This is a genomic window from Parasphingorhabdus litoris DSM 22379, from assembly GCF_020906275.1.
In the GTDB taxonomy this organism is placed as follows: Bacteria; Pseudomonadota; Alphaproteobacteria; order Sphingomonadales; family Sphingomonadaceae; genus Parasphingorhabdus; species Parasphingorhabdus litoris.
Window position 1 is genome coordinate 2030351 of the sequence record NZ_CP086727.1, and the last position, 20795, is coordinate 2051145.

The window sequence follows — 20795 nt, forward strand, 5'->3', positions numbered from 1 at the left end:
GCTTCTCCTATATTGTAATATGCAAGTTACCATATTGATCAACCGTTGCTGATTGGTCGGGAAAAATGACCGTCGTAGTACCTGACTCTTCGATCACGGCCGGACCTTTGATATTTGCTCCCGCGCCCAATTTTTCGCGATTATAGATCACAGTCTTGACAATTCCCGCCTCATCAAAGTCAACATCCCTCATCTCTTTGATAGCACCCTTGATATCCATATTCTCGGCGATCGCGGAGAGCTCAGGCTTTTCGATCGTCGCATAGGCAGCAAGATGAAAACTCACAATCTCGACATCATTGTCCAGTCGATATGTATATTCACGTTCATAGGCATCACCAAAATCGCGACGTAATAAATCTATACTCTCTTCGGCGAATTGCGAAGATGTGATTGGTACGCGGACAGAGTGTTCCTGTCCTTCGTAGCGCATATCTAGAAAACGTTCGAAATAGATGTCATCATTGCTGAAACCTTCTTCAGTGAAGGAAGCCAAGGACTCATTTTCCATTTCCACAAAGGCCTTACTCATAGCAGCAGCCTTCAGTATATCGAGCGGCATCGGGCTGGTTCGCACATAGTCGCGACGCAGATCGGATAACAGCATTCCCCAAGCAGAAAAGACCGCAGAATGCGCAGGTACGATGACTTTTGGAATATTCAGTTCCTTGGCCAACGCGGCAGCGTGCATTGCACCGCCACCGCCAAAAGCGACCATGGTGAAATCGCGCGGATCATAACCGCGGTTGGTTGAAACCAATTTCAGTGCATTAGCCATATTGTGATTGGCAATGCGAACAACGCCGCGCGCAGCATCCCGGGGGGGCAAATCGATCCTGTCACCCAATTTTTCAAATGCTGCATAGACTTTTTTCATATCCGCCTGAATTTCTCCGCCAATGAAATAGTCCGGATTGATACGGTTTAGCATCAAGTTGGCATCGGTGGTCGTCGGCTCGCTTCCTCCTTTGCCATAAGCCACGGGCCCAGGCAGTGCGCCTGCGCTCTGTGGTCCGACATGCATTTTGTCATAATTGTCGATCCAAGCAATTGAGCCACCACCGTTGCCGATCTCGACAATATCAACCACCGGCGTCATAATCGGATAGCCTGCAGACATCGTGGTTTTCTCGATCATATATTGGCTGGTTACTGAAACGCGGCCATTGTCAATGAGTGAACATTTCGCTGTCGTCCCGCCAACATCAAAGGCAATGATATTCTGGATATCCAATAGCTTGCCGAGCGCTGCCGCACCCAACACACCGCTAGCTGGACCAGACTCCACTGCCGTGATTGAAATTTTCTTGACGGACTTTACCGTATCGATACCGCCATTGGAGCGCATGACATAAAACGAACCATCAAAGCCATTATCATGCAGCGCATCCTCCATATTGGAGAGGTATTTTTCGGCTATGGGTTGTACATATGCACACAGAGCAGCTGTGTTACTTCTTTCATACTCCCGCCATTCGCGCGACACGTGATGTGAGGCAATAATCGCAACGTCAGGCCAGAGTGATTTAATCTCTGCTGCCAGTGCTTGTTCATGATCGGGGTTCGCGTAGGAATGAAGCAAGCAAACCGCAATTGCCTCCACCCCTTCCTCCTTAAAATCAGTCAGTATGGGGGGCAGCTCTTCCAAAGCCAGACCTTTGATTACCTTGCCTTTATAGTCCAATCGTTCTGTAATTTCTCGGCGCAGATAACGCGGAATGAAAGGTTCGGGTTTTTGATAGCGTAGGTTGAAAAAATCAGGCCTATTACCGCGTGCTATTTCCAAGATATCACGAAAACCACGCGTCATTATCAGCCCGGTTTTCACACCTTTGCGTTCGGTCAACGCATTAATGACAACAGTTGACCCATGAGCAAAAAATACCATTTCTGCAAAGGAGATATTCGCATTTTTCAGCGTATCAAGAACGCCTTCTTCAAAATTTGGCGGGGTAGTATGACCCTTTTTAGTTTGGATTGACTCAATGGCACCGGTTTGGTCATTGACTTCGCAATAAACCAAATCGGTAAAAGTCCCTCCTACGTCGGAAGCTGCTCTAATCTTCATAAACCTAATCCCATAAAATACATGGCAGCATGCAACGCATGAACTGGCATGAATGAGTGAGGGCAACCTACCTCTCAGGCAGCTCTCGTTGACTATATTTAGAAGTTGATACGTCCTTCAATGCGCCAGATTCGAGGACTTGCGGCATGGGCAAATCCGCCTGTCACATATTCGGAGTTATAAGCCAAATCGTTCACGTTTTCGACGGATCCGATAAGCGACCATTTGCCATTTACATCTTCAATACCTGCCCGCAATCCAACCAAGTCAAGCGAACGGCGAGCGGTCGAATTTTCAGGATCCCAGAACTGTCGGCCACGCACTTCATAGTCCATACGACCAAAGAAACCCACAGAACCGGCAATCGCTGTACGATACTGCAAACCAGCATTAAAAGAAGCGTTGGGGACATAAGGCGCCTTATTGCCTACCAGCGTGGGGTCGAGCGAATAGTCCTTGATTTCACTGTCGCTAATCGCAAGTCCAAGATCTAAGTCCAGACCATCTGCCAGATTAGCAGAAAGCTCGAGCTCTCCACCGTGAATTTCAACTTCATCAATTCCCACCAATATCTGCGCTCCAACGGCGCCGACAAAGACGAAATAGGGGGCGTTCTCCACCGTAGTATGATAAGCGCCAGCCGAGATCGTCAAACGGCCTGGCAGATTGAACTTCAGCCCCGCCTCGAGTGTTTCAGTATTTTCTTGATCGTAAATATCCGTAACACCAACTAAGCCCGCGCCAGCCGCAGCTGCGGCGACACCATTCTGATTAAATTGGCCGCTTCGAAAACCACGACCCCAAGACGCATAGATAGAGAAATCATCGGTGGCTAAATACCGGGCACTGACTTTGGGCTGAAATCGCGAAAAAGTTCGCCGATTCACGGCGCCCGGTGTTCCTTGCGGAGCCAACAAATTTCCAGCAGCATCAAAGAAACCGTTCTGAAGGCTAACCGTCTGCTTGCGCCGATCCTCATCATATCGACCAGCAACGGCAATTTCCAACTGATCGGTCACATCATAGGCTGCATTGAAGAACAAGGCCCAGGCTCTGTCGTCATTGTCATCTGCAATAAATCCATTGGTTGGATTAACTGCATTCCCAAGAAATGGAACTCGTAAAACGGGCAGCACGCCTAACCCCAGATCATCGCCTGTCGATGATGAAATAAACCGATTGATATTCAAGTAGTAGCCGCCAACCATCCAGCGAAGCGCAGAATCATCGTATGATGTCAGCCTGATTTCTTGACTGACAGCTTCGACATCGACAAATTGCGTCTGCGTACCATCAGAGAAAGATATCCCGGGATTGACAGTAGTATTGGCGCTATAGGGAAACTGGTCGCCCCCTATAGATTGGCGAAGTTTATCCCAAGCCGTTGCCGATGATAGATTTCCAAAGCCAAGATCATAGTTGATTAGGAGGGATATCTGGCTAACCTTACGATCATCAAAACCCCTGTTGTTAGCCGAAAAACGGCGTTGGACTGCGTTGGCATCAGCCAAGCTCGCAAAGCCAATGACCTCCCCTGTCACGGGGTCAGTCGTTACCCCTTGAAAGGTATAATTGAGAGCATCGCCGTCATTTTCAGTATGGGTTGCACGTAAATCGATGGTAAGCTCATCACTTGGCGTGAAACGCAAATGACCCTTGACATTAAACTCATCGTAAAAGCCGACTTCATCGTCCAAAACTACGTTGGTAAAATAACCGTCCCGACTATAATAGCGTCCCGAAACTCGAAGACCCAACATGTCTTCTACTAGCGGACCTGAAACAGACCCCTCAACGGAGTATTCCTCACCACTACCATAGCCACCCTTTACATATCCGCTGAATTCGTCGCTTGGATCTTTCGTATTGATGATGATAGCGCCGTTAGTGGCGTTGCGACCATAAAGTGCACCTTGTGGTCCCCGCAATACCTCTATGCTCTCCACCTCATAAAGTGGCTGGTCAAAACTGCGCGAGTTCACTTGCAACACGCCGTCAATCAAAACGGCGACAGGCGGCTGCCCGTTACGTGTCTGAGAAACACCACGAATGGTAATGAAATTGGTTCCCGAATCCTGTGAGTTTGCAATGGAAACCCCAGGAGTGAGACCCAAAAAGTCATCAACCCGGTCTATACCTGCGGCCTCGATATCTTCCCCACTAAACACCGTGGTGGACAGAGGGGCTTCGATAAGACTCTCTTCACGACCGCGCGCTGTGACTATAATGATGTCATCGCTATTTACCTGCTCTCCGCCCTGTGCATAGACCTCGGAGCCAACTGAAGAAAGTGATGTGGTTACCAAAAGAAAGGCGAGTGGAATTTTCGTTTTTGCTTGCATCATTACTTCCTTCCAGAAATCGTCATTTTGCTTGCTTGAACGTTTGAGATAGGCCGCTGGGAAACCCGCCTGCAATCTTGATAACGTATAGGTAGGCTCATTTTTGGTATGGCTCGCCCGAAAGCGACCTACTCTTTTGGTCAGGTCGCGTGCGGTTGTTTACGATAGATTCTATTTTACTATTCGCGCGCGGTGAATTGGTATTTCAACCTCAAGCATTTCCGATGCTTCTCTATGCACAAATATTGCCCCTAACACGTTGAAGCCACTGACAATTCTTCCAAAACCTGCAAAGCCATGGCCATCGGAATGTCGTTCCCCACCTTCATCAAGGCTAGGAGTGTCTGCCATGCAGATAAAAAAGCTGCCATAAGTTTCACCAGGGTCGAAACGAGCAGCCGAAACGGTCCATTTTATATGCTGAATTCCCGTTTGTGATGTTGGTTCATGTGCAATGGGTGCAACAGGTTGATTATCTCCTGCCTTCAGACCACCTTGCACAACTTCAATTGGATGGTCTGGCCTACATTCAACATTGTCCTTTCCCACTATTCGAAAGATCGAACTACCATCGAAAGCGCCCACCTCAATCAAGGCCTTGAAATAGCCAGCAGTCACCGGAGCGACACCATGCATCAGCTCCATTGAAAACGGGCCATAGTCTGTTTCAAATTCTGCGATACAATTCTGTGTCATTAGACGAACGCTATTCTATCTCTAGGATCAAACTACTGCGATCCGATTCGTCTGAAACTGATCTTGTCCACTGTGGATTCAACAAAGCGACTGTTCCAATCCGTGGACGATAAATTATTTGTGAACAAGTTCATCGATGCTCTGTTTGATGGTGAAACCCCTCCCGCCATCGTCATCAGACCGTTCGCTGCTCCGTTGGTTTGATACAGCGACAAACTGACGCCTTGTTCTTTAACCATAACACCAGGAACAAAATTTGAGAAATTATCCACCAAACCTTTGACGTTAAATGCTTCACCTGAGGCTTTGTTGAACAAACCACTTACTGTGCCATCTGCAATATCAGCCGTTAAGCGCAAGATATCTCCCGCACTATTTTGCCATGTCCCAGTCACCAAGTCAGATGCTTCGCTTTTATAAGGTATTGCCGGAGTCGGCGTGATCGGCTCACAATAGTTTGGCGGAGTTTTGTGGAACTGGATTGTTTCCGGCCACATTATAGGAGCCTGTTTGTTAAAACCCGGGAACGTAGCTGTCGCGACAATCATGTTCATAATTTCTAGTGTTTCTTCAACAGTGTAAGGCTTTTGGCCGGGAACGCTAACGGTCTGTGCAGGATGAAGCTGCCCACCGAAATTCGACACCCAATGCCATGAACCATCAGCTTTTGAAGCATCGACGTTAATTGCTCGCCAATACATGCTTAGTGCAACCGGGGTTCCGTTCGTTTTCTGGGGATCTTTTGCTGCTACCCCAATATAACCAGTAATCCTGTACGAACCCGCAGAACCAGTATGCGATGTGTACGTTCCCTGCACCAAGTTTCCAGGACCAGCAGTGAGTTCAACTTGAGAGCAATAGGAGTTATACCAAGTACCAGCAATGGACCCGCCATCCGATTTCCCGCTTTGAGCAGCTGAAACGCCAGTCATTGCGGTCAATCCGAATATCGCAATGGAATTTAGAAACCCGTTGACCTTCATGACGATCTCCTAACTTGGATGCAAAGTTCGCTTTTGTTGATAATTGCTTGATTGCCGGCTTGGCTTAGGCCGATGCGGGTTTTACACAACTATATCCGGCGGGCTGCTCGCCCGTTGCCTTCCGAAAAACGGTCATATCGCCTTGGATAAGCTCCGGTTTATCTTTCGTTTGAAGTACGTTGTAACTGTAACGGCTATACACAAGGTCCAGAACAGTTGAACCAACCAACAGGAATGGAAGCCCATCGAGGACGTGAACTGAAACTGCCCAAGTGCCCCTTTGATCGCCCTCTTCGATACGATATGAATATTGATCGGGAGCGAGAGTTAAGACCAGATGTTGTCCATCCACACCTTTACAGCTTTGGCCAATTTCAATTGAAATTGGTGGCAAGTTTGGATGATCTTTTGGTCCCCCTTTGCGATATTTCAGACTGGTCCATTTCTGTGGCGTTCCTTCAAAGGTTCTTTCAAATACCGGCATGCCGTTGCTATCGCGAACTTTTAGGAGCTGGTTCAAAATCGGAATGATATGAGCCGCATCGCCTTTAAAGCGGGATGATCCTGTATCCAGAACAATCGTTGCACTTTCAAAAGCACCTAGCGAAGTTGACCCAACTTTCATTTCATGCAGCTTTGTACCCCACAGATAACCTAAAGGTGTTGAACGCGGGGGAAGATTTACAGCTGTCGACTTGTCGAAGACTTCGTAATTATCGCCTCCCATATAAAAGCTTCCAGATCGGGTGGGGCGGTCAGTAAACAGTGAATATTGAGGATACTGAAGTTTATCTGCGTTGAAATAGAGATCATAGAGCAGGAAGCTAGATGACAAGCCACTAGATATCTTTGAACCTTTTGGTTTTTCAACTGTTCCATCAAAGGTAGGACAAATCGGGTTTGCTGGAACCGACCATACACATCGTGAGTCCGAAGGCAGGGTAATGCCAGCTCCCCACGGCAAATATTCAAATTTCGGACCAGAATAATTCAAGGACAGGGTCAAGTTTTGGTCATAGCTGAGATAAGAGCCGTTGCCATCGGCAAGATTGTAAGTTCCCTTGCCAACACCTACCGCCATTGTTCCCCATGGCCCCCAACTGATGTCCATAGGTGACTCATCGATCCAAGCAATATTACCAGCCGCAGTATTAACTTTTTTGTGGGCATTGCATGCAGGCGTTGTGCATCTATCAGAGGTCGCCCAATTGAAATGCGATCCATTGTCTAGAACTACATCCATTTTGCTTTCCCCAATGCTGAGAGCATCAGTAAACCAGGGAGCAGCGCCGTTGCCCGACAATCCGCCTCGTTGCAGAGGAAGCTCGATGTAATTCATCTGGCTCCTAGGGTATTTATTGCCTTGTTCTTCAGCAGCGTTAACTGAACCCGATACCAATGCCGAGAAGCACAAAAAGGAAATCATATGTGAAAACTTGCAGCCATAGGTATGGGAAAAGCCTGAAGAATTTTTGACCATGACACACTCCGTTTGAGACCCTGTAAAATTAGAAAAAGTACGCCAGGAAATTATCCAGATGGTCTTTCGAACTCACATCCGAATTAAAACCCAAGGTCTCATGGCAAGAACAAATCTGTCAACTACTCGTTCGAGCAGGTTTCTCGTAAAATCATGATATTAATAGGTTTTTACAAGAAACTGAGTGAGAGGTGTTCTACCAACTATACGTATTGCCCAGAGGCATCCTTGTTTAAAGTTTACCAAAAATCTGGTATGATTCTCGCTGCTGGCCGCTTCAAACCACCGCAGGATATGCAATCGTATTCGATTGAAATATAGAAAGCCTGTGTCAGGCGAGACCAAGTCTTTTTGCCTCAATAACTGCTTTGGTCCGAGTATTGATTTTTAGCTTTGCATATATGTTTTTCAAATGAAACTTCACAGTATGTTCTGTCATATCAAGGATACGAGCTATCTCTTTGTTTGAGTGTCCATGAACAAGCTCAGCCAACACTTCCTGTTCTCTGCGACTTAAGAGCAAACCTTCCAAGTCCGATCTAGATGTATTCATCTTGGACAGCTCGGCTATAAGGGATTGGGTGAAATCAATTACCAAAATATCAATAAAGACATCATGAGCGTGTCTTAAAACCGCCCTCAACAGTGGCAGAATGCTATAGTCATGGACAAAGGGTCCACGCATTGATTCTGGAGCAGAAAAAGTCAGTGCCTCTACCAAATCACCAACTGCAGATTCCCGCCGCCCCGCAATATGAAATAATTTCGATCGATTTACCAACAAAACGGTCAAGTGTAAGTTTGCACCAAATGATCGCGCGCACTCGATACCGCTATCGAGTTGTTCGATAGCCAGCGAGCGATCAATAGACGAGAAATAGTGGGCAAGAGAAAGCCGAGATTCCAAATAGGGGAGCCAGCAGAACGGATCGAGTTTCCAACAGTCAAGTGGGAAACTCTCCTGCAATCTTAACGCCAATGACGTCCTATCCGAAGATTCTTCAAACCTGAGTGCAGCCGAGCCTGTCAAATGGCTGAGACGATTGAGCCCTCGCTCTCTTGCGACATTGTCAAATCTCTTTAGAGAACGAGTCACCCTATCAAGAACAGTATGTTCAACAATTAGAGTCGCGTGGTAGATATCCAACCAACCATCATATTGTTCCACTCGGTCAAGATCTCGATCAATTTGTTCTTCAAGACCGCTTTGCTGTCTTCCTGCCCAATAGTTCAGATAAACTGTTAAAAGCCTAGAGATGGCACGAAGTCCAGGGTCGTAGGCAAAATTTTCTTCCGCCATACTTGTAGCCAGGCTGAAATGAGCTTCGGCTGCGCGCAAACGCCCCTGATACATCGCAGCAATTCCCGCATGCAAAAAAGAATAGTTTACGCCTAAAACTGACCCTGCCTCACGCATGCTTCGAACCGCTGACTGTGCCGCTTGTTCTGCATCAGAAAATTGCCCTGTGGCGAGATGGCATACTATTAATTGGGAACTTATAATTGATTTTGTAACAGGATCATTAGCCGGAATCTTGTTCTGCGAAGCTTGAATATCTTTAATCTTATCAGCGGTTATATGGTCATCTTCATAAACAGACAAAAGCGTTCCGACATTTAGCAAATCCCTCTCGAGGTCGCTATCATGCTCGATATCAGAGGATGGTTCACCGTTATTGGCAGTATCAAATAAAGCGCGGGCTTTTGTGAGAAGACCGTCCTTCAGATCAAGATAGGCCTTGGCTACAACAAGCCTAGGGTAGCACTTTATTTCCTCCTGGGGAACTTGCTGTAACAGACCTCTCAGATATCCAATGCCACCAAAAAGGATAAGTTCCCATCCACCGGCTTCTGCAATTAGTTCCGCGCAGCGATCAATGTCATGAGACAATCGAGCATGACGTACTGCCTCTGCAATATATCCGTTATCTTGGTACCAACGTGAAGCTCGGCGATGAACTTCAAGAACTTCTTGATTACCGTGCCTTCGATGAAGTTCTTTGCGCAAATACTCATTAAAAAGATGGTGATATCTGTAGCTTCCTTCCGGCTCGCTGACTGGGACAACTAGAGCATTGAGAAGACCCAGCTGTTCGATCATGGAATCACAATCTGCCCGTTTTGTAACAGCAGCAGCCAAAGGTGACGTATAGTTTTCCAGTTGAGATGTTTGCATCAAAAACATTTGCAGGTCTGTATCAAGCTTGCCAACGATCTGCTCTGCCAAATATGATGCTATATGTCCGCTGCTTCCTTTGAAATTCGCCAATTCGGTATTGTCAGAATTGCCCTTAACCAACAGCTTTGCCAGTTGAACGGCAACTGGCCATCCTTCTGTTCTATGAAATAGTGTTGTAAGTATCTCATCGCTTATTTGGCTATCAAATATCTCTCTCAACTCATTTTTCGAAAATTTCAGATCGTCACTATTCAATTCACAGGCTCGACCCTCTGCAAACAAATGTGAAACTTGAAATGCTGGAGTTGTGCGAGACGATATGACAACCGTAAGGTTATCGGGTGCTGCATCAAGCATTGCGAGCACAACGCAATCAACTGTTGGGGAATCTATCCGATGGTAATCGTCCAACACTATGACTAGGGAGGATTCAAATTCCGCTATCATCTCTAAAATAGATGACAGAGCGTCTAAAACTCCGCCCGCGACGAAACCTTCTTCCGCGCTCGCCTCCAATCCTTTCAATGGGATATTCGCTGACGACAGCGAAGCTATTAAATAGGAAATGAATTGTGTCGGTTCGCCATCAGCCTCATCCAGAGTCAGCCAGGCTACGGCTTTCTCATGCCCAATTTCTCGCTTACTCCACTGCGAGATGGTAGTCGATTTGGCATAGCCAGCAGGAGCAGCAACAATACACAAATCATATTTTAACCACTCATCCATTTGTGACGTTAAGCGAGAACGGGGAACCAGTGATACTTTGCTGCGCGGGATCTCCAATTTCGACTTAACAAGCCAATCATGATTAAGTTGGGGGAGCTTCATTTGACTATCGCAATTCTCTTTTGAATTTGTTCTATAGTTACACCTGTGACCGTCCCACCGCGTTTGAAATTAGAATCTAGCTTATCACAATCATGTAACAAGGAGTAAATGATTAAATCACTAGCTTATGGACCTAGTTTAGCTCAAAGTATCTTGGCAGGTCGACAATCCGTTGTGAAAAGTAAAAGAATATTCCGAAGGCCATTTTCTAAGAATGGTAACCACCATCTTGCGAAAGGCTGAAGTACCCCATCCAATATTATAAATTCCACACGATACCCAGCCTTGCGACAGTTCATATTTTGAACACCGCTATAATATTGACCAGAACACCATCGGAAGAGACCAAAGAGTCACAGAGATAACAAAGATTATCGTAACACGTTTTCGAATACTAAACTTGTCTAAAGAACCCTTATCGGAGACGTGAGTTCCGTCGGTAATGTCAGATGTAGCGGTTTTCTGATTCATGCCTGTTGACAACTCAATCATGGCACTGGCCTCCTACATCAGAAGCTTTTTCCAGTAGATTCGACTTTTTCCCTTTACGGTTTCCTTGCACTGTAGATTGGTGAGGTAGACTCATCTGCGATACACCAAGCACGTTACCTTGTCCGTGCGTGGCACCCGATTTTAATGCTGCTTTGAGATGGCTGTAGGACTCGACACCTTCTGCAACCACAATGGGAGCGATAGTTCGGGCAAGTCCTACCAAATGGTGATAGGCGTCGCGATAACGAAACCCGCTATCAACGCGCCACAAGAAAGATTTATTGATTTTGATGATATCGGGGTCGATTGTCATCATCGCATGAAATGAAGAGTGCCCGATGCCGAAATCCTCCAGCGCAAGGAGGCATCCCGCCTTCCGGAGCCTGTTAAGAAGCAACATGATTGATGGCGCTTTGCGGAATTCTTCAACATCATGAATTTCCAGTATCAGTCGCCCCGCAATATCAGGGCGATCGGCAAGCATATTGAGTTGCTCTTTCCACCAACCATCTTTTAAAAACGAACGCGCCGAAATGCTGCAACCCAAAGCGGGGGTAGCAGGCTCCGTCAGCAGTTCCAGCGCGACCCCCACAATATGCTGATCGAACCTTTGCCCAGTTTGAGCTATGTTATTACTCTTTAAATACTCATCGGCTTCCATGACAGCCCCATCGGAATCATGGAAAACCGCCGAACATTCATGATAAAATATGTCGCTGCAATGGCTATAGATCGCATCGTCATCAAGCACAGCGACCGGCTGATAGGATTCCTGAAACGCTTCGGTCGATTTCAAGATCCGATCTTCTTTCATTCTATCTGGCCGATCCCTGCCGGAAGGCAGTATACCGAGAGGCAAAATCCCTGAGGCCGAAATTGAACGAATAATATTTCCTGTCGGCAAAATTCTGAAATGCAACGCGAAGTACGCCCCCACCCAACAAGCGGTCCAGCAATCGTTTCTCCAACTTTACAAAACCGCTGCATCCGTTCGCACGACACGTCAGCAGGCTGGTGCGAAAAGCCTGTTGTCCATCGATTTGCAGAACCACGCCACGTTCAAGCCCCATACCGAGCGGGATCAGATATTCCATCACCGGGGTGCGCCCAACCATATAGATATTCAGGTTGGTCACTATACCTTCGCCGTTGTTGATGGTGTTGCTCATATTGCAATCACCCTTGCGACAAGACACTTGCCAATCTGACGCCAGTGTTTGCTGCGCTGCAACGGGACTCGCTTGACCAGCGATTAACAGCGCAGCAAACACAAGAAGCCGGGACATGATCATGACAGAGCCACGTCCCGTTTACCCGATCCGGATACAAAGCTTGCTGCGGCCTTGAAAATCAGTGTCGCAAATAAAAGCTTGGGTTTGCCGTTGGAGCACGAAAAGCATCGATTGAGGCAAATATTGCATTGCCTTGATCTCGAAGCCGGCACCTATCAGTGCCGACATAGCCGGTCCAGGCGATTGCGTCTGGGGTGTAGGGGCATCTTCGTTGGAAGATGTTTGCGCGTTCGCCTGGACCGTAATGCATAGCCCTGTAACCAGGGCCGATAGGGCTATGCAATAACGAGTATTTTTGACTAGTTTGATCATTGTTTTACTCTGTTTTCTTTAATTGAATTTTGCGATTAGAATTCCATCGCTATTCCGGCACCGACGGCCACATCACCTTGTGATGTAATACCGACGCTGGTCCGTCCGACGACATTCTCACTGAACCGGCCGTTGGCACCAAATGCCCATCCACCTTCTCCGTTGAACGCGCCGAAGGCACCACCAATGGAGAATTTGCCTTCTTGAGAAAGCTGAGGGATGTTGGCGATCGCAGTGGCAAGCGCGACACCAGCGGTGTTTCGATTGTCCCGGTCGTTCAGTTCGTTGAAGCGATTCCGCACATCGGCACCAAGTTTATTATAGGTTACCGCGCCATCCGCAATGTTTCTGGTATTGATGGCACCGTCAGCAATATCAACAGAGGTAATCGAACCATCCCTGATGTTGATGACATTTGGACCGTTCACATTGGTGTCAGATCCTCCAACAACCGTGATGTTGCCAGCTACTTGCTCAGTAATATCAGCAACGGTAACCGAGCGCATATCACCCTCAGCATTGATGCTGACAATCCGATCGCTGGTTACATCACCATTTTGCAATACGCCCTGAGCAGTGACGGTAGAAGTCGCGGTGCCCAGCACCACTTGATCAACCATACGGGTTTGAGCACCTGCACCGACCGCTGTGGAATTGGCATATGTCGCCTGCGCACCGTTACCTACTGCGGTAGAGTTTTCGCCGGTAGCCTGACTATTGTAACCAAGTGCCGTTGCATTTCCACCAGTTGCAACTGAGTCATTGCCGAATGCATTATTGTTGTTGGTACCGTCGGGCATGTTGTTTGCGTCAACACCGGCGCGGGCATTATCACCCACAGCCGTACCGCCTCCAGCCGCAGCTGATCCTGCCCCCAAGGCAGTTGAGGCAAAGGCGGTCGCCCCGGCACCCACAGCCGTCGTGTTGTCACCTTGCGCAGAGGCATTGTGACCGAAGGCAGCAGAGTCCGTACCCAACGCCTGGGCGTTCTGGCCCGCCGCGATGGCGTTTTCACCTGACGCTATTGCATCAGCTTGATCGGTATTATCAGCCCGGAAATATTTGATCCCACCACCATTGGTAATGTTGTTAATTTCCGTGGTATTGCTGTCAATATCCGTACGGTTATCTGCGATATTTGTTGTATTCTGATCAATATCGGTCCGGTTGTCCGCGATGTTGGTCGTGTTTGTATCGATATCCGTACGGTTGTTTGCGATGTTGGTCGTGTTTGTATCGATATCGGTACGATTGTTTGCAATATTCGTCTCGTTCACCGTCACACGGTTATCGAGATTATCAATATCCGTCCTGTTCTGATCGATATCCGTACGATTATTTGCAATATTCGTCTCGTTCGTGGTCACACGATTGTCGAGATTGGTTATGTTGGTGGTGTTGTTTGCAATATTGGTAGTGTTGGTATCTACCTGCTCCGTCACCTCCTGGAATGCATCAGTCACATTGTCGGCCGTTCCGCCATTAGGTGTTGTAAACGACGGCAAGGTTCCTGCCAACACGTCACCGCTGCCAACCAAGGCATCGATATTCGTTGTCACACCAAATAGCTGCGAACCGTTTACCGCTTCGTTGGACGAAGCAGTCACCGCGCCGTTAGCCACGCCTATCAGCCTGCGATTTGCACCGGCCAAGTTGTTGAACAGCACCTCGGTACCATTGGTCGTCGCGCCCACTGTGATAGGAGCGACATTGCCCGCTCCGGGAACGCCGGCCTGCCGAACCAACCCGACATCGCCGTTGGTGATATTGGTAATATCGGCATCTATCTCATCAAACACCGACTGTACGGTTGTTTGTGCAGTTGCATCATAGGTGAAACCGCCGGTTACCACGCCAGTTGTCGGATCATAGTCACTCGTACCGCCGAATGTGGAAGCTGTCGTGTTACCTTGAGCAGTGGTGATGTCGTCTTGCGCTGTAATTGCCGCGCCGACATTGTCATAGTTCGCCGCACCGACAGTGTAGGTCGGAGCCGTAAAGGCACCGGTCATAGGATCGACCGCCGCGCCGCCGCCAAAGGCCGTAGCGCCAGCCTGTGCCACAGCGTTCAGCTGAGCAACATTTACCGCTTCATCCGCTTCGGCACCGGCTGCAACACCTTGAATTCTGCGATCTCCGATACCTACAATGCCGTTGGCGGGAGCTCCGGTTGCCGTGGCATAACCAGCATCAGTCGATGCTGACGTTCTGGTTCCGAAACCAAGAGCGACATCACCGACATTGGTTGCCGAAGCGCGGAAACCTAGTGCCGTAGCGTTTGCCGCATTGGCCCTTGCATCAGAGCCAATCGCCGCCGCATTGGCAGCATTGGCCTGCGCACCATAACCAATTGCACTCGCATTGCTGCCATTGGCCAGCGCGTCGTTACCAATAGCCGTTGCTTGTGAAGCATTGGCTTGCGAGCCAAAACCGCCAGCCACTGCATCAGGACCTGCATTGGACGGAGCTGCATCCATTGCCGCATTTTCAGACCGGAAAGCACCGGTTGTACCATTGTTAATATTATTAATATTGGTGGTGTTACCGTTGACCTGCGTCGTGACTCTCTGAAATGCCTCGGTCACATTGTCAGCCATCCCGCCATTGGGGGTTGTGAAGCTTGGCAGGGTTCCTGCCAGCACATTACCGCTACCCACCAGCGCATCGATATTATTGGTTACACCAGCAAGCTGCGACCCATTAATCGCTTCATCCGACGTCCCCGTCACAGCGCCATCTGACAGTCCAGACAACACCCGTGTGCCAGCTGTACCATCAAACTGAACCTCCATACCATCCGTGGCAGCAGCAACCGTAATCGGCGCGCCGGCCGCAGCCTGCTGCACCAAACCGGCAGTACCATTATTGATATTGGTGATATCCGTATTGATTTCATCAAACACCGCCTGCACCGTTGACTGTGGAGTGGTGTCGTAAGTAAAGCCACCCGTCACAACGCCGGTGCTCTCATTATATCGGCTTGCACCACCCAGCACAGAGGCTGTTGCATTGCCCTGCGCCGTCGTGATGGCGTCTTGCGCTGCAATCGCCGCGCCGACACTGTCGTGGGTAGCCGTGCCAACCGTGAAAGTTGGCGCTGTGCCGGCAATTACATCGGCGCCGCCGCCAATGTAGCTGTTCGTATTACTCGCTACATCAAACAGTTGCGACCCATTAACGGCCTCGTCCGACGTCCCCGTCACAGCGCCATTTGACAGACCAGACAGCACCCGTGTGCCAGCTGTACCATCAAACTGAACCTCCATACCATCCGTGGCAGCAGCAACCGTAATCGGCGCGCCGGCCGCAGCCTGCTGCACCAGACCGGCTGTACCGTTATTGATATTATTAATATTCGTCGTGTTGAAATCAACCTGTTCGGTCACAACCTCAAATGCATCGTCAATATTATCGGCCGTATTGTTGTTGGGAGTCATGAATGACGGCGCGGTATAGTTACCGGCTGCGTCAAACACATCTTCACCAACCAGCATGTTGATATTGTCCGCCTGACTGGCCAGCTGGCGAACCGTGACCGCATCGGATAAATCGGCGCCGTCGGCGACGCCTTGAATCCGGCGGTTGCCGACCGCCATAACGCTGCTTGGAAGCCCAGCTCCTGTACCATAGGCTGCGCCAACTGCTACCGAAGTATTCGAGTTCGAACCGATCGCTATAGAGCCAGCGACATCAGCGATTGCACCGGTACCCAATGCCACTGCATTATTAGCTGTTGCTTGACTGGTCGAACCAAGGGATGTGGAACCATTTGCGGAAGCCATCGCATCAATCCCGGATGCCAGGGCACCGACGCCATTAGCTGTGGTATTTCTTCCGACAGCCGTACCTGTAACGCTTGCAGTAGCCGCGGAACCCAAAGCCGAGCTGTTGCCGCTCGCAGATGCCCCTTCTCCGAAGGCAATACTAGAGTTTCCGTTCGCGCTAGAATCACGACCGAAAGCAACTGATCCGTCTGCTGTTGAACTAGAATTGGTACCTATGGCGATGGAATCGTTACCTGACGCCTCACTATTCAACCCGCCGGCAAAGGACCGTGATTGGCTGGCTTCTGCTCCAGAGCCCAAAGCGACGCCTGCAAATCCGGTCGCTCGGGTACCGGCGCCAACTGCAAGAGATTGATTGGCAGAAGCAATCGCGCCATCACCGCCTGCCGAGGCACTATCGCCGGTAGCCATCGGCGCAACAGTCGCCGTTGCTGAACTGGTTTCGAAATCTCCACCGGCCGCAGATGCAACAGTTTCCAAGGCATCCAACGCACTTCCGACGTCATTATAATCCGTGCCATCGATATTATAAGTCGGGGCAGTGTTAGTTGTAATATCCGTACCACCGCCCAGATAGCTGCTGACAGTCGTATTGTTGGCAAACAGTTGCGACCCATTAACAGCCTCATCCGATGCCGCCGTCACAGCGCCATCTGACAGTCCAGATAGAGTCCGGGTGCCCGCGGTGCCATCAAACTGAACCTCCATACCATCCGTGGCAGCAGCAACCGTAATCGGCGCGCCGGCCGCAGCCTGCTGCACCAAACCGGCAGTACCATTATTGATATTGGTGACATCCGTGGAAATCTCATCAAACACCGCCTGTACCGTTGTCTGTGGAGTGCTGTCGTAAGTAAAGCCGCCCGTCACATCGCCGGTACTCGCATTATATGCGCTTGTTCCACCCAGCACAGAGGCTGTTGCATTGCCCTGCGCCGTCGTGATGGCGTCTTGCGCTGCAATCGCCGCGCCAACACTGTCGTGGGTAGCCGTGCCAACCGTGAAAGTTGGCGCTGTGCCGGCAATTACATCGGCGCCGCCGCCAATGTAGCTGTTCGTATTACTCGCTACATCAAACAGTTGCGACCCATTAACAGCCTCATCCGATGCCGCCGTCACAGCGCCATCTGACAGTCCAGATAGAGTCCGGGTGCCCGCGGTGCCATCAAACTGAACCTCCATACCATCCGTGGCAGCAGCAACCGTAATCGGCGCGCCGGCCGCAGCCTGCTGCACCAGACCCGCTCCGCTATTGTTGATATTGGTGATATCCGTATTGATTTCATCAAACACCGCCTGCACCGTTGCCTGCGCAGTACTGTCGTAAGTAAAGCCGCCCGTCACATCGCCGGTACTCGCATTATATGCGCTTGTTCCACCCAGCACAGAGGCTGTTGCATTGCCCTGCGCCGTCGTGATGGCGTCTTGCGCTGCAATCGCCGCGCCGACACTGTCGTGGGTAGCCGTGCCAACCGTGAAAGTTGGCGCTGTGCCGGCAATTACATCGGTGCCGCCGCCAATGTAGCTGTTCGTATTACTCGCTACGCCAAACAGTTGCGACCCATTAACGGCCTCATCCGACGCACTCGTCACAGCGCCATTTGACAGACCAGACAGCACCCGTGTGCCAGCTGTACCGTCAAACTGAACCTCCGTACCATCCGTGGCAGCAGCAACCGTAATCGGCGCGCCGGCCGCAGCCTGCTGCACCAGACCCGCTCCGCTATTGTTGATATTGGTGATATCCGTATTGATTTCATCAAACACCGCCTGCACCGTTGCCTGCGCAGTACTGTCGTAAGTAAAGCCGCCCGTCACATCGCCGGTACTCGCATTATATGCGCTTGTTCCACCCAGCACAGAGGCTGTTGCATTGCCCTGCGCCGTCGTGATGGCGTCTTGCGCTGCAATCGCCGCGCCGACACTGTCGTGGGTAGCCGTGCCAACCGTGAAAGTTGGCGCTGTGCCGGCAATTACATCGGCGCCGCCGCCAATGTAGCTGTTCGTATTACTCGCTACATCAAACAGTTGCGACCCATTAACGGCCTCATCCGACGTCCCCGTCACAGCGCCATTTGACAGACCAGACAGCACCCGTGTGCCAGCTGTACCGTCAAACTGAACCTCCGTACCATCCGTGGCAGCAGCAACCGTAATCGGCGCGCCGGCCGCAGCCTGCTGCACCAGACCCGCTCCGCTATTGTTGATATTGGTTGTGTTGGTATTAACCTGCGCCGTGACTCTCTGAAATGCTTCGGTCACATTGTCAGCCGTCCCGCCATTGGGGGTTGTGAAGCTTGGCAGGGTTCCTGCCAGCACATTACCGCTACCCACCAGCGCATCGATATTATTGGTTACACCAGCAAGCTGCGACCCATTAATCGCTTCATCCGACGTCCCCGTCACAGCGCCATCTGACAGTCCAGATAGAGTCCGGGTGCCCGCGGTGCCATCAAACTGAACCTCCATACCATCCGTGGCAGCAGCAACCGTAATCGGCGCGCCGGCCGCAGCCTGCTGCACCAAACCGGCAGTACCATTGTTGATATTGGTGATATCCGTATTGATTTCATCAAACACCGCCTGCACCGTTGACTGTGGAGTGCTGTCGTAAGTAAAGCCGCCCGTCACATCGCCGGTACTCGCATTATATGCGCTTGTTCCACCCAGCACAGAGGCTGTCGTGTTACCTTGATTGGTAACAATAGTATCCTGTGCGTTCAGCGCACCGCCGACAGTTATCTGAGCAACCGTACCGACGGTCGCGATAGTTGCGTCTGTCGCGTCGCCATTGGCATCAATCAGGTTAGCCGCCCCCAAAAGCGCATCAATCTGGTCCACCTGATCGGAAAGCTGAGCAACATTGACCGCATCTGTGGCATTTACACCTCCAGAAACGCCCTGAATCCGACGGTTGCCGATCGCCATAACGCTGCCCGGAGCCGCGGCCTGCGTGCCATAGGCCAAGCCGCCTGCCGCGACGGTTGTCGAACCTTGACCAAGGGCTACATCACCCACCGCCGTGGCAGCCGCATCCCTACCAATTGCAACCGCATTTTCGCCGGAAGCCGTTGAGTCAAAACCTGCTGCAATGGAGAATTCACCGCTGGCTTCCGAACGAAGACCGATCGCCGCCGAAGACTGAGCTGAGGCCTCTGCAAATGCACCCAGCGCCAGCGAACGAGTACCCGAGGCAACCGCACCATCACCGCCTGCTGACGAACCGTTACCTGACGCGTCTGCCGGCGGCGCACCGCCGAAATTGCTGGTCACGAAGTCACCACCGCCCGAGCCGCCGGTCATCGCCGCCGCCTCAATCGCTTCCTGAACCGTCCTATAGGCCGTGCCGCCAACGGTTGCGACTATGCCGTCGGTTCTGATACCATTGGGACCAATCAGATCGTTGCTACCGATCAGTGCATCAATTTGCTCCGCCTGATTCGACAGCTGGGCGACGTTGACCGCATCACCCGCATCTGCGCCCGGCGCAACGTTAGTAATCCGGCGCACAGTATAGGCTCCACCGCCTACAGATACCTGAGTCTGCACCGTCGCACCACCGACGCTATAAGCTGTACCGGAGACAGAAGCGGTATTTGTTGACGCAGCGCCAAGGGCGACATTACCCGCAGTACCGCTGACGCGTGCAGTGCTGCCAAGGGCCGCCCCGTCCACAATGTCCGCCCCCGAACTCTGACCAATCGCCACTCCGCGCTCGGCAGTGGTCACAGCCAAAACCCCCACAGAAATACCCCGACTGGCAACAGCATCTACTCGGGCAGAAGGTCCTATCGCTGTCGTGTTTGCTCCAAGAGCGTTTGCGGATGAACCGATTGCCGTGGAGACATTTAACGCCCTGGCCTGGACTCCGACAGCGACCGTCCTGGATCCCTCAGCCCTAGCTCTGTTACCGATCGCAGTAGATTCCACACCGCTGGCCACGACATCGAAACCCATAGCTAATGATGATTCAGCAAGGGCCTGCGCGTCGATGCCGCAAGCGACAGAATTTTCATCTTGGGCCACGGAACCGGAAGCGACATTATCACCGGTACCGCCCGGCTGGTCAATAGTCCGGCAGACTACCGTCGCCATCGCAGTATCAGTGGGCACGACCATCATCGTGCCCGCGAACATCGTTGAAAGCGCAAGCGCCGACGCACTTGCACCTGCAAAAAGACCGCCAAATAGACGCGAAGAAGGCGCATAGCTGCCCGCGCCGCCATCAACCTTTACAATACGGCCGCCCTGACTCTGGTGGAATATGCTCTCACGGAAATCATTGGCGCGGAAATCGTCGGATTTGATGGTTGATACAGTCACTGAAAAATTCTCCCT

The 20795-nt window shown here is 50.6% G+C and carries 10 protein-coding genes; all 10 read right to left on the reverse strand.

From position 1 onward, the window contains the following. Positions 1-7: 7 nt before the first annotated feature. A complete protein-coding gene (locus BS29_RS09845) occupies positions 8-2068 on the reverse strand; it encodes a hydantoinase/oxoprolinase family protein (protein WP_229953488.1) in 2061 nt (686 codons plus the stop codon). A gap of 98 nt (positions 2069-2166) precedes the next feature. Beyond that, positions 2167-4413 carry a TonB-dependent receptor gene (locus BS29_RS09850; protein ID WP_229953489.1) on the reverse strand — a complete coding sequence of 749 codons (2247 nt, stop codon included), beginning with the start codon at positions 4411-4413 and terminating at the stop codon, positions 2167-2169. A gap of 168 nt (positions 4414-4581) precedes the next feature. Continuing rightward, a complete protein-coding gene (locus BS29_RS09855) occupies positions 4582-5028 on the reverse strand; it encodes a peptidylprolyl isomerase (RefSeq protein WP_229953490.1) in 447 nt (148 codons plus the stop codon). Positions 5029-5138: 110 nt separating this feature from the next. Further along, positions 5139-6089 carry a hypothetical protein gene (locus BS29_RS09860; RefSeq protein ID WP_229953491.1) on the reverse strand — a complete coding sequence of 317 codons (951 nt, stop codon included), beginning with the start codon at positions 6087-6089 and terminating at the stop codon, positions 5139-5141. 64 nt (positions 6090-6153) lie between these two features. Next, entirely contained in the window at positions 6154-7569 is a 1416-nt protein-coding gene (locus BS29_RS09865) for a pepsin/retropepsin-like aspartic protease family protein (protein ID WP_229953492.1), read from the reverse strand. A gap of 331 nt (positions 7570-7900) precedes the next feature. Then, a complete protein-coding gene (locus tag BS29_RS09870; protein WP_229953493.1) occupies positions 7901-10576 on the reverse strand; it encodes a LuxR C-terminal-related transcriptional regulator in 2676 nt (891 codons plus the stop codon). Positions 10577-11060: 484 nt separating this feature from the next. Next, entirely contained in the window at positions 11061-11882 is an 822-nt protein-coding gene (locus tag BS29_RS09875; RefSeq protein WP_229953494.1) for an EAL domain-containing protein, read from the reverse strand. Between the two features lies 1 nt (position 11883). Further along, positions 11884-12237 carry an invasion associated locus B family protein gene (locus BS29_RS09880; protein WP_229953495.1) on the reverse strand — a complete coding sequence of 118 codons (354 nt, stop codon included), beginning with the start codon at positions 12235-12237 and terminating at the stop codon, positions 11884-11886. Between the two features lie 141 nt (positions 12238-12378). Beyond that, positions 12379-12672, reverse strand: coding sequence for a hypothetical protein (locus tag BS29_RS09885; protein WP_229953496.1), 294 nt, complete (start codon positions 12670-12672; stop codon positions 12379-12381). Between the two features lie 35 nt (positions 12673-12707). After that, on the reverse strand, positions 12708-20780 hold the full coding sequence (locus tag BS29_RS09890; RefSeq protein ID WP_229953497.1) for a YadA-like family protein: 8073 nt from the start codon (positions 20778-20780) through the stop codon (positions 12708-12710). Positions 20781-20795: the final 15 nt, after the last annotated feature.

Bases quoted from the DNA above. Each gene is read 5' to 3' on its own strand.
- BS29_RS09850 (WP_229953489.1), bottom strand. From the start codon at position 4,413: ATGATGCAAGCAAAAACGAAAATTCCACTCGCCTTTCTTTTGGTAACC.
- BS29_RS09845 (WP_229953488.1), bottom strand. From the start codon at position 2,068: ATGAAGATTAGAGCAGCTTCCGACGTAGGAGGGACTTTTACCGATTTG.
- BS29_RS09870 (WP_229953493.1), bottom strand. From the start codon at position 10,576: ATGAAGCTCCCCCAACTTAATCATGATTGGCTTGTTAAGTCGAAATTG.
- BS29_RS09860 (WP_229953491.1), bottom strand. From the start codon at position 6,089: ATGAAGGTCAACGGGTTTCTAAATTCCATTGCGATATTCGGATTGACC.
- BS29_RS09880 (WP_229953495.1), bottom strand. From the start codon at position 12,237: ATGAGCAACACCATCAACAACGGCGAAGGTATAGTGACCAACCTGAAT.
- BS29_RS09885 (WP_229953496.1), bottom strand. From the start codon at position 12,672: ATGATCAAACTAGTCAAAAATACTCGTTATTGCATAGCCCTATCGGCC.
- BS29_RS09865 (WP_229953492.1), bottom strand. From the start codon at position 7,569: ATGGTCAAAAATTCTTCAGGCTTTTCCCATACCTATGGCTGCAAGTTT.
- BS29_RS09875 (WP_229953494.1), bottom strand. From the start codon at position 11,882: ATGAAAGAAGATCGGATCTTGAAATCGACCGAAGCGTTTCAGGAATCC.